At 23.5% G+C, this 12,540-nt stretch carries 14 protein-coding genes; 1 reads left to right on the top strand and 13 read right to left on the bottom strand.

The window, feature by feature from the left end; translation table 4 throughout:
- Window positions 1-4 precede the first annotated feature (4 nt).
- The 4 genes from EXC60_RS02515 to EXC60_RS02500 are packed head-to-tail and all read right to left on the bottom strand — an operon-like array spanning window position 5 to window position 2,122.
- Window positions 5-529 (bottom strand): F0F1 ATP synthase subunit B, encoded by a 525-nt coding sequence (locus EXC60_RS02515; protein WP_024544374.1) that lies wholly within the window; start codon window positions 527-529, stop codon window positions 5-7.
- A 16-nt stretch (window positions 530-545) separates the two neighbouring features.
- The gene (locus EXC60_RS02510) at window positions 546-824 is read right to left on the bottom strand and encodes an ATP synthase subunit C (protein ID WP_024544375.1); all 279 of its coding nucleotides are present in this window, start codon (window positions 822-824) and stop codon (window positions 546-548) included.
- Window positions 825-840: 16 nt separating this feature from the next.
- On the bottom strand, window positions 841-1,674 hold the full coding sequence (locus EXC60_RS02505; protein WP_024544376.1) for a F0F1 ATP synthase subunit A: 834 nt from the start codon (window positions 1,672-1,674) through the stop codon (window positions 841-843).
- Window positions 1,667-2,122, bottom strand: a complete 456-nt coding sequence (locus EXC60_RS02500; RefSeq protein WP_024544377.1) for a hypothetical protein — start codon at window positions 2,120-2,122, stop codon at window positions 1,667-1,669. Before EXC60_RS02500 ends, EXC60_RS02505 begins: the two co-directional genes overlap by 8 nt.
- Window positions 2,123-2,413: 291 nt before the next feature.
- Here EXC60_RS02500 and EXC60_RS06735 point away from each other — a divergent pair, with 291 nt between their 5' ends.
- Entirely contained in the window at window positions 2,414-2,794 is a 381-nt protein-coding gene (locus EXC60_RS06735; protein WP_024544378.1) for a hypothetical protein, read from the top strand.
- Here EXC60_RS06735 and EXC60_RS02490 read toward each other — a convergent pair.
- Genes EXC60_RS02490 through EXC60_RS02450 form a run of 9 tightly spaced genes read right to left on the bottom strand, consistent with a single transcriptional unit; the run spans window position 2,777 to window position 12,538 of the window.
- Window positions 2,777-3,205 (bottom strand): PhoH family protein, encoded by a 429-nt coding sequence (locus EXC60_RS02490; protein WP_129619920.1) that lies wholly within the window; start codon window positions 3,203-3,205, stop codon window positions 2,777-2,779. The two genes, EXC60_RS06735 and EXC60_RS02490, sit on opposite strands and share 18 nt — an antisense overlap.
- Before the next feature lie 48 nt (window positions 3,206-3,253).
- The gene (locus EXC60_RS02485; RefSeq protein ID WP_024544380.1) at window positions 3,254-3,601 is read right to left on the bottom strand and encodes a hypothetical protein; all 348 of its coding nucleotides are present in this window, start codon (window positions 3,599-3,601) and stop codon (window positions 3,254-3,256) included.
- Between the two features lie 29 nt (window positions 3,602-3,630).
- The gene (locus EXC60_RS06730) at window positions 3,631-4,659 is read right to left on the bottom strand and encodes a hypothetical protein (protein ID WP_129619919.1); all 1,029 of its coding nucleotides are present in this window, start codon (window positions 4,657-4,659) and stop codon (window positions 3,631-3,633) included.
- Entirely contained in the window at window positions 4,659-5,219 is a 561-nt protein-coding gene (locus tag EXC60_RS02475; RefSeq protein WP_129619918.1) for a hypothetical protein, read from the bottom strand. The genes EXC60_RS06730 and EXC60_RS02475 overlap by 1 nt, the downstream gene beginning before the upstream one ends.
- Before the next feature lie 2 nt (window positions 5,220-5,221).
- Window positions 5,222-6,250 (bottom strand): hypothetical protein, encoded by a 1,029-nt coding sequence (locus tag EXC60_RS06725; RefSeq protein ID WP_129619917.1) that lies wholly within the window; start codon window positions 6,248-6,250, stop codon window positions 5,222-5,224.
- Complete coding sequence (locus EXC60_RS06720) at window positions 6,250-8,634, bottom strand: hypothetical protein (RefSeq protein ID WP_232612550.1); 2,385 nt, start codon at window positions 8,632-8,634, stop codon at window positions 6,250-6,252. Before EXC60_RS06720 ends, EXC60_RS06725 begins: the two co-directional genes overlap by 1 nt.
- Window positions 8,609-9,637, bottom strand: a complete 1,029-nt coding sequence (locus EXC60_RS06715) for a hypothetical protein (protein ID WP_129619916.1) — start codon at window positions 9,635-9,637, stop codon at window positions 8,609-8,611. Before EXC60_RS06715 ends, EXC60_RS06720 begins: the two co-directional genes overlap by 26 nt.
- Window positions 9,637-12,006, bottom strand: a complete 2,370-nt coding sequence (locus EXC60_RS06710; protein WP_165283166.1) for a hypothetical protein — start codon at window positions 12,004-12,006, stop codon at window positions 9,637-9,639. The genes EXC60_RS06715 and EXC60_RS06710 overlap by 1 nt, the downstream gene beginning before the upstream one ends.
- On the bottom strand, window positions 11,999-12,538 hold the full coding sequence (locus EXC60_RS02450) for a hypothetical protein (RefSeq protein WP_024544283.1): 540 nt from the start codon (window positions 12,536-12,538) through the stop codon (window positions 11,999-12,001). The genes EXC60_RS06710 and EXC60_RS02450 overlap by 8 nt, the downstream gene beginning before the upstream one ends.
- Window positions 12,539-12,540 lie beyond the last annotated feature (2 nt).

The raw sequence follows: 12,540 nt of genomic DNA, 5'->3' as shown, positions 1-12,540 counted from the left end.
AAAACTAGCTTTCTAAAAGTTCTTGAACAAGTTTTTTATTATCTTTGTCTTTAAGTTCACGTTTTAGAATTTTCTTAGCGAGTTCAACTGCGTTTTCAACAATGATTTTCTTTTGAACTTTTTCAAATTCAGCATATTTCTTTTCAACTAAGATATTAGCTTGTTCAATTAACATTTCTCCTTGCTTTTCAGCTTTACTAATACCATCATTAATAATCTTTTCACTTTCAGATTTAGCTTCAGTTAAGATATTTGACACCTTTAAATTTGCTTCAATAATTTGTTTATCAATATTTTCTTGCGTTTCCAATGCTTTTTCTTTTGCTTTAATTGATTCATCAATGTTATTTTGAATAAATGTTTGTCTTTGTTTTAACATTTTTTTAACAGGTTTGTAAACCAAAAATGTAATCATTAAAGTTAAAAGACCTAATGCAATTAATGAAAACACAAAATATGGTCAGCTAACTTTAAGACCATCAAAAATTTCATTAATTTTGTCAGTAATAGTTTTTGAAGCATTAATCATTTTGATAACTTCCTAACTATACGAAAATTAATAATAAAGCAATAATAAAACAGTAAATTGATCCAGTTTCAACAATAGCAAGACCAATAATCATTACTGAACGGATTTTTGACATAGCTTCTGGATTTCTTCCAATAGCTTCAACGGCTTTAGCAACACCAATACCTTGTGCAACTGAGGCAATTGATGAACCTAAAACTGCTACAGCAGCAGAAACTGATGCAAGTCCATATGCAAGCCCACTATCTCCTGTTTTAATTTTTTCTGGACTAAATGTATTTATAATATTTTCCATAACTATCTCCTTTTAATTAAATTTGAGGTTGAGGTTGGACATTATTTTGAATTTCATAATTCGTTTGTTGATTCAATAATTCTTTTTTAACTTTTTTAGTTTGTTTTTTAACTTTTTCTTTAACTTCTTTTTCAACACTTTGCGACCAATACGAAATTGTTAAAGTCATAAAGACAAATGCTTGAATTGCTCCAACAAAAACATCCAAATAAGCATTGAAAAATGGTGTGATCAACATTTTTATTGGATTTAAAATAACCGCAGGTGATTCAGTTGATGATGCTTTAATCATTTTAGCTCACAAACTATCTAGTGCGTGATGTAATAATGTGATTAAAACAATTCCACCAATAATATTTCCAAATAACCTAAATGTTAAAGAAATTAAAGGTGAAAAATTACCAGCCATTTCAATTGGATTAATTAAAGAAATTAGTTGTCTTATTTTCTTATATGCAAAACCTAATCCTAAAGTAACAAGTCAAGTAACACAAGTCGCTGCAAAAACAACGGATAAATTACTTCCCATTGGAGCAAAACCAAATAATGAAATTAAATGGCCAAAGAACAAGAAACAAAAAAGTGAAATAAAATAAGGGTTGGCTTTGTCAAATTTATTTTCTGCTAAATTTGATGAGTAATTATCGCCCATTGTAATTAGTCCTTCAACAAGTAATACTCCAGTTGATGGTGCTTTGTTAGGTTTTTGTCTTTTAACTGCTACGTAAATTAAAATACATAAAATAAATGTAATGATAATTAAAAAAGTCAAACTAGCAACTAAGTTATTGGTTAATTTATCCAATGGGCCTCATGAATTAAAGACTTTTTTGTCAAAAAACTTATCCATTGATTACTCCTTTCACATTCTTTTTTAAATCTTTTCTGTTTGCAATAACTTCAATTAAACAAGTTAATGTAAATAGTAAAAATGGTGTTGCAAAAGTTAAAAAATTAATGATTTTAAAAAACAAGTTAATTGTTTTGTCAACATATTTTCGATATAAATAGTTTATTAAAAAGAAAATCGAAACAATTATTAATGTTCCAATACTTAATAAAGCAAAAAACACAACATTTTTTGCTTTACTTGGTTTAATTTTTATATCTTTATCTGAGTTTTTTTCTTTAAATAAAAGTGATGAACAATAAATAAAAAATGAAAATGTTAAGCAGCCTGCAACATGCCCTAAGATTAATGAGTAATTAATATATGCAAATGCAAGATAGATTAAAGCAAAACATGAGTTCAAAGTTCAAAATACTATTCAAAATCTTTTACTTATGATGCCCTTCATATAAAACTCTTCGGTTATATCACCATAGTTATAACCTAATTCAATATTATAGTATTATTCTTTGAAATGTTGCTACCAATTTTCCACTTTTTTTAAATCAATTTCTTTTAAATTTTTAATGTTTTTTGTAAGGCAATTTCTATGTTATAAAACAATACGATAAAGAGCAATCAAAACAATTAACTAGGAATTGTTAAACGTCAATAAATTATATAGATTAAAATTCTTTCTTCGTAAAGCAAAGCATCAATTAATTTTGCTTAATTGTATAATTAATATTAAGGAGAGAATATGAAAAAAGAATTGAAGGAAAGAAATAAATTGGCCATCGTTGATTTAGTTATATTGTCAATTGAAACGCTTCTTATTATTATCACTATAAGCCTATATATTGCTGACGTTGCATTATTAAAATATGCTAAAGGTGATGGTTTTAGAATGGGACCATTTTTTATAACAATTATGTTTTTAATATTTCCTAATGCATGAATTTATTTAGCTGGATTTATATTAACACTAATTGTTACAATATATGGTATTAAAGAAAATACAAATCCTACGCTTTACATATTAACATTAATTGGTGCAATTGTATTTCCTATTCTATCGATTATTTGTTTATCAATCATTATAAACAAAAATAAAAAAGCTATGTTACAACAACAAAATTAACGTAATATGTAAAATATCAGTTCTTGCTATGCAAGAATTTTTATTTATATATATTTTTAAATCTTGGTATATTGGCAAGTTCATGTCTCTAATACAATATGCTTTTATGTTATTATTTTTCGTATATTCACTAATATAATGTAACGCTAAGTGTGTTTTTCCGCATCCTGCAAAACCATTCAAAATAACGATATCATGTTCTTTAAAAGCGTTTTCTATTTCTAACATTTCTTCATTTCTAAATAAAAAAGGTTTATCAATTGCAGAAACAAATTTATTTGAATTATATGCTTTAACGAAATCATTAATTTCCATAATATTATTAGTACTAATATCTATTCCTAAATATTCACGTGCCAAAATGGGATAATTGTTACATATTTTATTAGCAATTTCGGAAATTCCAATCAATTCTAACTTTATTTTCGATTTGTTACAAATATTTTTTAATTCTTTGTCTTAATGTGGTTTTATATTTGATGAGGTGTGAAAATACATTATTTTTTCAATTTCGTTATGAGAAATTTTAGTTTTATGAATGTCCAAACACTTATGTAAATCTTCTTTAATTTTTTTAAATAAATTTTGTTTTTGAGTTGTATATTCAACAAAAACATATTTTTCATTTGGTAAGACAAAATAACTATCCGGTGTGCCTAAGGTAGTTTTTTTATTAGTTCCTGATTGACTTCCAAGTGGAACAATATTACTATGTCCAAGTTTAAATAAGTATCCGTCGCAAAGTCTCTGAAAAGGTCCTCCATCTAATTGCAATATTTTTTGCTCTATATTTTCTATTTTTGACATTACAAATCACCGATTTTTAAATAACTTAATTATAAACCATGTTCTGATAAAACAAATTCATCTACTTTAGAAGGGTCAGCATATAAAGGTTTTTTAGGGTCATATTCAACAATTTTGACACGATAACTCTTAAATTTAAAAGTATCATAATTACCATATTCTTTTAGATAATCAACATCAATATCGTTTCATCCTTTATCAAATGAAGTTTTATAACGCAAATTTAGTATTTCATTATCTGCGTTTTGTTCTCTAAGACCTCAAAATGTATAAAATTCAATTCTTGGAATACGATCTTCTCCTTGAAAATCATCTTTTCCAGCAGGGTGAGTAGCAAAATGCTCATTTTTATAATAAGGTTTGGGTATAGAAAATATTTCCCTAATTTTATTCAATACACTTTTCAGTACAAGTCCATAATTTGATGTTATGTTTATTTTAGAATAATAAGTTTTATTAAAATTAATTTCTTTTAATATTGTTCAATTAGGTAAAATGGGAGAGATATTTAGATTTAAATTTGGTATATTAAACAAATTTAGTATATCCATAAATTCTCCATTCGATAATTCTAATGCATAATTTTGTGAATCCATACCTTGAGAAAAATCAAATTTTACTTCTTTTACATAATATAAATTAATAGGGTCCATACCATTATTAGGGTTTTGATATTTAATTATTTCATTAGCAGCATATTTATTCATTATTCTTTTGAAAATTTTAAATTTTCACTGAAAATTTTTGAACCATTTATAAAAATTTTTATAAAACTCTTCTGTTAATCAATATGTTTTTATATTTCTATTTGTATAATCCTTTCACGCTTCTCTTGAACTAGGATTTTTTACCAATTGAAAATATTCAGATTTCATTTTAAATTGTTCAAAATCATCAAACACATATTTCTGTTTATCAATATATTCTTTTTCATATTTTTTAGCAAGTTTTTCATCTTTTTGCTCTTGTGTTTCTTCTTGTTTACATTTTGAGGCTATTAATAATGGTAAAGTTGCTAATGATGATAACATTGGTATAAATAAAAGTGATTTTTTCATTATTTAACTCCTCTAATAATTGGTTTAGCATTTAAATTAACATAATTAATAATGAATTTAGTAATAGCTTGCGAGCTTTCAAAATGATATTTTTCATTATTTATTTTAATGTTTCATAAGTTAAAGTATTTTAAGTCAAGTAAATATTTATGACCATTATCTAAATAAAGGATTTTTTCTGTTGAAGGTAAAATTAATTTTTGTAAGATCATTCGAAAATTATTAGTAATTGTGCTTGGATCATTAAACCCTAGTTCATCTAATAACATTTTAATACCATTTGAATCTAATGTGCTTTCCAAACCAACAATGGTGTATCTTGTTTCTGGTAAAATCCCATCTTCTTTTATTCTTTTTAAATAAGCATTAACTTCGGTATCATCTTTAAAAGTTTTTAATGAAGAATAAGAATTGTTTAACTGATAACTTCCATTTGAAGACTCTTTATATTGAATAAAGTTTTTATATTTAAATGTTTCTAAATTTTCTAAATAAAAGTAATTTGAGTGATTGTCAGTATAACTAATTTTTTTATTTAACGCAAATTGTTTTTTGACCATTTTTATAAGCCATGTTCTGATAAAACAAATTCATCTACTTTAGAAGGGTCGGCATCTATAGGTTTTTTGGGGTCATATTCAACAATTTTGACACGATAACTCTTAAATTTAAAAGTATCATAATTACCATATTCTTTTAGATAATCAACATCAATATCGTTTCATCCTTTATCAAATGAAGTTTTATAACGCAAATTTAATATTTCATTGCCTGCAGTTTCTTTTCTAAGACCTCTAAATGTATGAAATTCAACTCTTGGAATACGGTCTTCTCCTTGAAAATCATCTTTTCCAGCAGGGTGAGTAATAAAATGCTCATTTTTATAATAAGGTTTGGGTACTGAAAATATTTCTCTAATTTTCTTTAATATATTACCAAGCACGAGTCTATAATTTGATGTTATATTTATTTTAGAATAATAAGTTGTATTAAAATTCATCTCGTTTAGTATTGTTCAATCAGGCAAAATAGTAGAAATGTTTAAGTTTAAATTTGGTATATTAAATAATTTTAATATTGTCGAAAAATTATTTGCTCCCAGTTGTAAAGCATAAGATTGAGGAGCTTCATTTTGAGAAAAATCAAATTTCACTTCTTTTACGTAATATAAATTAATAGGTTCCATACCATTGTTAGGATTTTGATATTTAATTATTTCATTAGCAGCATATTTATTCATTATTTTTTTAAAAATTTTAAATTTTCATTGAAAATCTTCATATCATTTATTAAAATCTTCAATAAATTTTTTGGATAGTCAATATGTTTTTATGTTTCTATTACTATAATCTTTTCACGCTTCGCTTGAGCTAGGATTTTTTATTAATTGAAAATATTCAGATTTCATCTTAAATTGTTCAAAATCATCAAACACATATTTCTGTTTATCAATATATTCTTTTTCATATTTTTTAGCAAGTTTTTCATCTTTTTGCTCTTGTGTTTCTTTTTGATCACATTTTGAAGCTATTAATAATGGTAAAGTTGCTAATGATGATAACATTGGTATAAATAAAAGTGATTTTTTCATTATTTAACTCCTCTAATAATTGGTTTAGCATTTAAATTAACATAATTAATAATGAATTTAGTAATAGCTTGCGAGCTTTCAAAATGATATTTTTCATTATTTATTTTAATGTTTCATAAGTTAAAGTATTTTAAGTCAAGTAAATATTTATGACCATTATCTAAATAAAAGATTTTTTCTGTTGAAGGTAAAATTAATTTTTGTAAGATCATTCGATAATTATTAGTAATTGTGCTTGGATCATTAAATCCAAGTTCATCTAGTAACATTTTAATACCATTTGAATCTAATGTGCTTTCCAAACCAACAATGGTGTATCTTGTTTCTGGTAAAATCCCGTCTTCTTTTATTCTTTTTAAATAAGCATTAACTTCAGTATCATCTTTAAAAGTTTTTAATGAAGAATAGGAATTATTTAGTTGATAACTTCCATTTGAAGATTCTTTATATTGAATAAAGTTTTTATATTTAAATGTTTCTAAATTTTCTAAATAAAAATAATTTGAGTGATTGTCAGTATAACTAATTTTTCTATTTAACGCAAATTGTTTTTGGTTCTCAATAAATTCTTTGTTATTTATTTCATTAATTTCATTTGACTTAATAAAATCAAAATAGTTATTTGACTTTTTGCTTTTATTTGTTAAGTTAATGAAATTATAAGTGTTATTTTTATAAAAAATTGGTTGAGTTTTTTTATAATAAATAATTTCAATTTTATTATCCAACTTCATATTTAATTTAGTAAAAACTTTTCACAATTTTAAATTTTGTCAATAATCTCACAAATTTCTTTTTTCATCTTGATAATATGTTTTGGAGTCATTAAATTTTAAACCTGCGTAATTTCCTTGATTGTTTTTTGTATTGTTTTCTATAAAATCATCTAATTTTTCTTCAAATATATTTCATAGCATTTTTCATAAATTATTGTTATCTTCTAAATTATCAAAATAATTTTTATCATTACTCTTATTCAATTTTTCAATTACATTTTTTAATAAGTTTTTAAATTTATAAAAAGAATCACCACTTTGTCTAAATTCATTTTTCAAACTATTCATTTTGTTTCCAAAATCTTCTTTATCAAATTCAACATTTATTTCCATACCAAAATTATTGTAAGTCCAACGATCGTGATTTAAAATCGTAATAATTTGATACTCATCATGATAATTTTCAGCCGCTAAATTAAGATATTTAAAATCTAAAAAGTCACCTTTTAAATCAGCATAATGATTATAATAAGCTCTGGTAAAGTATTCTCTTTGGCGCCCATTTCCGTTAGGTTTATAATTAGGATTTTTAATTTCTTTAGTTAATCGTTTTGAGTAATAACGATTAAAATTTTTACTAACAAATTCATTTGCTTTATCATTCTTTTTTAATACTTCTAATTCTTCAAAATATTTTTCAATTCATTCTTCATCAACATATTTATAAATTTCAGTTCTATTACCATTAGCATATTCTCATTCATCAAAGCCATCTGAGGCAAAGTTTTTAAAATAAGCTTTACCATAATTAGGATAATTCATATTGTCCATTCTTGGTAATTTTAAAGTAACTTTATAACGTTTTTTTGCTGCTTGATTAGTAAAATCCTTTATTGCATTATTAAATAAAGTGGTAAAGAAATTCTCAATTTGCCCTTTATATGATAAAAGTTTTTCATTGCCGTCTTCATCATTTAATTTTAAAGCTTGAAAAGTTTTAGTTTCAGTTCCCAGAACTTTTCTATCATAAATATCTTGCATTAATTCTTCAATATCATATTTGTTATAAGGATTGTAATGTTTTTCAATAGTTTGACCATTATAATGGTAATTTAATTTATAAAATAAATTATCTACTATATCATCGGCTGAATTTTGAATAATGCTATTTTTTGCAGCTTCAGGATCTTTAAAAGGTTGATTACGATGATCATAATATCTTTTAACAATAGCAAATTCTGGTAAATATGAACGAATTACACTATCTAAATCATCACTATAATTACCATGAATATCTTTATATGCTTTTTTCATTTTAGAAAAATCTACTAAATTTAATTTATTAGGGTCCATATCAATTTGGCCATCATAGTTTTTATATTCTTTTTTACCAAGATAACCATTAACTTGTACTCTATTTACTAGATATTTATAAATTTCTTCTTTAGAATCAAAAGTCATTTCTTGATTATCGATTGTAATAACATATTTTAATTTAGAGTTTTGCCTTACTGTTTGATTTTTAATCATTGAATTTTTATTAGTATTATTATTTTCTATTTTTTTATTATTAATAGCAGAAGTTGACAATAATACTACTGGTAGAATTGGTAATGATGTTAAAGTACCTAATAATAATTTTTTATAAGCCATGTTCTGATAAAACAAAATCATCTACTTTAGAAGGGGTGGCATCTAAAGGTTTTTTGGGGTCATATTCAACAATTTTGACACGATAACTTTTAAATTTAAAAGTATCATAATTACCATATTCTTTTAAATAATCAACATCAATATCTTTTCATCCTTTATCAAATGAAGTTTTATAACGTAAATTTAGTATTTCATTATCTGCGCTTTCGTCTCTAAGCCCTCTAAATGTATAAAATTCAATTCTTGGAATACGGTCTTCTCCTTGAAAATCATCTTTTCCAGCTGGGTGAGTAATAAAATGATCATTTTTATAATAAGGTTTGGGTATAGAAAATATTTCTCTAATTTTATTCAATTCTTCGCGAAAGATAAGTCCATAATTCGATGTTATATTTATTTTAGAATAATAAGTTTTATTTAAATTTATTTCAGTTAGCATTGTTCAATCAGGTAGAATAGGAGAAGCATTTAAATTTAAATTTGGTATATTAAATAATTTTAAAAATACTGAAAAATCGCTCCTTCCCATACGCAAGGCATAATTTTGTGAACCCATTTTACGAGAAAAATCAAATTTTACTTCTTTTACATAATATAAATTAATGGGGTCCATACCATTATTAGGGTTTTGATATTTAATTATTTCATTAGCGGCATATTTATTCATTATTCTTTTAAAAATTTTAAATTTTCATTGAAAATCTTCATATCATTTATTAAAATCTTCAAAAAATTTATCTGTTAATGCGTATGACTTTATGTTTCTATTAGCATAATCATTTCATACATCATTAAAAGTTGGGTTTTTTATTAAATAAAAATATTCATCTCTCATTTTGAATTGTTCAAAGTCATCAAAAACATATCGCTGTTTATCAATATATTCTTTTTCATATTTTTTGGTAAGTTTTTCATCTTTTTGTTCTTGAGTTTCTTCTTGTTTACATTTTGAGGCTATTAATAATGGTAAAGTTGCTAACGACGATAACAACGGTATAAATAAAAGTGATTTTTTCATTATTTTACTCCTCTAGTAATTGGTTTAGCGTTTAAATTAACATAGTTAATAATAAATTTAGTAATAGCTTGTGAACTCTCAAAATGATATTTTTCATTATTGATCTTAATGTTTCATAAATTAAAATATTTTAAATCAAGTAAGTATTTATGATCATTATCTAAATAAAAGATTTTTTCTGTTGAAGGTAAAATCAATTTTTGTAAGATTATTCGATAATTATTAGTAATTGTGCTTGGATCATTAAATCCTAATTCATCTAATAACATTTTAATACCATTTGAATCTAAAGTACTTTCTAAACCAACAATGGTATATCTTGTTTCTGGTAAAATGCCGTCTTCTTTTATTCTTTTTAAATAAGCATTAACTTCAGTATCGTCCTTAAAAGTTTTTAATGAAGAATAAGAATTATTTAGTTGATAACTTCCATTTGAAGATTCTTTATATTGAATAAAATTTTTATATTTAAATGTTTCTAAATTTTCTAAATAAAAATAATTTGAATAATTATCAATAAAGTTAATTTTTCTATTTAAAGCAAATTGTTTTTGGCTTTCAATAAATTCCCTATTATTTTTTATTTCACTAATATCATCTTGTTTTATAAAATCAAAATATTCATTTGATTTTTTGTTTTTATTTGTTAAATTAGTAAAACTATAATTTTTGTTTTTATAAAAAAGTGGTTGAGTTTTATTATGATAAAAAATATTTTCTATTTCATTTTCAAAATTTATTTTTAATTTAGAGAAAATTTTTCATAATTTTAAATTTTTTCAAGAATTTCATAAAACATTTTTTGCATCTTGATAATATGTTTTAGAATCATTAAATTTTAAAGCTGCATAGTTATTATCATTATTTTCTCTAATTTTTTTGAGAAAAGCATTTAATTTTTCCTCGAATATATTTCATAACATTTTTCATAAATTATTGTCATTTTCTAAATTATTAAAATAATTTTCTTCTTTCTTATTATTTAAATTACGAATTACATTTATTAATAAATTCTTAAATTTATTAAAGAAAGTATTATCCTCTATAAATTCATTTTTTAAACTATTCATTTTGTTTTCGAAATCTTTTTTATCAAATTCAACATTCATTTCTAAACCAAAATTATTGTAAGTCCAACGATCGTGATTTAAAATCGTAATAATTTGATACTCATCATGATAATTTTCAGCCGCTAAATTAAGATATTTAAAATCTAAAAAGTCACCTTTTAAATCAGCATAATGATTATAATAAGCTCTGGTAAAGTATTCTTTTTGGCGCCCATTTCCGTTAGGTTTATAATTAGGATTTTTAATTTCTTTAGTTAATCGTTTTGAGTAATAACGATTAAAATTTTTACTAACAAATTCATTTGCTTTATCATTCTTTTTTAATACTTCTAATTCTTCAAAATATTTTTCAATTCATTCTTCATCAACATACTTATAAATTTCTGTTTGAGTTCCATTATATTGTCATTCATTAGAACTATCTGAGGCAAAGTTTTTAAAATAAGCTTTACCATAATTAGGATAATTCATATTGTCCATTCTTGGTAATTTTAAAGTAACTTTATAACGTTTTTTTGCTGCTTGATTAGTAAAATCCTTTATTGCATTATTAAATAAAGTGGTAAAGAAATTCTCAATTTGCCCTTTATATGATAAAAGTCTTTCATTGCCGTCTTCATCATTTAATTTTAAAGCTTGAAAAGTTTTAGTTTCAGTTCCCAGAACTTTTCTATCATAAATATCTTGCATTAATTCTTCAATATCATATTTGTTATAAGGATTGTAATGTTTTTCAATAGTTTGACCATTATAATGGTAATTTAATTTATAAAATAAATTATCTACTATATCATCGGCTGAATTTTGAATAATGCTATTTTTTGCAGCTTCAGGATCTTTAAAAGGTTGATTACGATGATCATAATATCTTTTAACAATAGCAAATTCTGGTAAATATGAACGAATTACACTATCTAAATCATCACTATAATTACCATGAATATCTTTATATGCTTTTTTCATTTTAGAAAAATCTACTAAATTTAATTTATTAGGGTCCATATCAATTTGGCCATCATAGTTTTTATATTCTTTTTTACCAAGATAACCATTAACTTGTACTCTATTTACTAGATATTTATAAATTTCTTCTTTAGAATCAAAAGTCATTTCTTGATTATCGATTGTAATAACATATTTTAATTTAGAGTTTTGCCTTACTGTTTGATTTTTAATCATTGAATTTTTATTAGTATTATTATTTTCTATTTTTTTATTATTAATAGCAGAAGTTGACAATAATACTACTGGTAGAATTGGTAATGATGTTAAAGTGCCTAATAATAATTTTTTATTCATCTTTTTCTCCTTTATTTTTTACATATTCATCAACTGATTTAATGAATTTTTTACAATAATTAATTACTTCTTCTATAGTTGAAAATTCTTTACCTTGATAAACAAACTTATGAATTTCATTTTCTTTAATTACTTTTTTTGTAATTGCAAGATATTGAAGCTGCATTAAATGTTTGATTGCTGCTTCATATGAAACAAAATAAACTCTTTCATTTTCGTTATTTAAAATGCTATAAATTCTTGTTTTAACAACTTCATTTAATTCGTCGTATTTATTATTTAAATTAAGAGCTCTTTTTGAAACTAATTTTGATAGCACTTTAAATTTAGTAATAAATATTTTCTCTAGTTTTTCTACATTATTTATGTCATACAAGTATGATTTTGCATCTTTATTTTTTAAATTGCCATCAAACAATAATAAATCTGACGACTCTAATAATTTATGATCCTTATTAATATTATCAATTAATGTAAGTAATTTTTGTAATGAGAACTTCTCATACTTACTTTTATCTCTAGCTTGATCCAATG

The sequence above is a fragment of the Metamycoplasma salivarium genome, from assembly GCF_900660445.2.
GTDB classification, from domain to species: domain Bacteria; phylum Bacillota_I; class Bacilli_A; order Mycoplasmatales; family Metamycoplasmataceae; genus Metamycoplasma; species Metamycoplasma salivarium.
The sequence above is the reverse complement of the archived record's forward strand: the minus strand, read 5'-3'. Positions and strand labels throughout refer to the sequence as shown.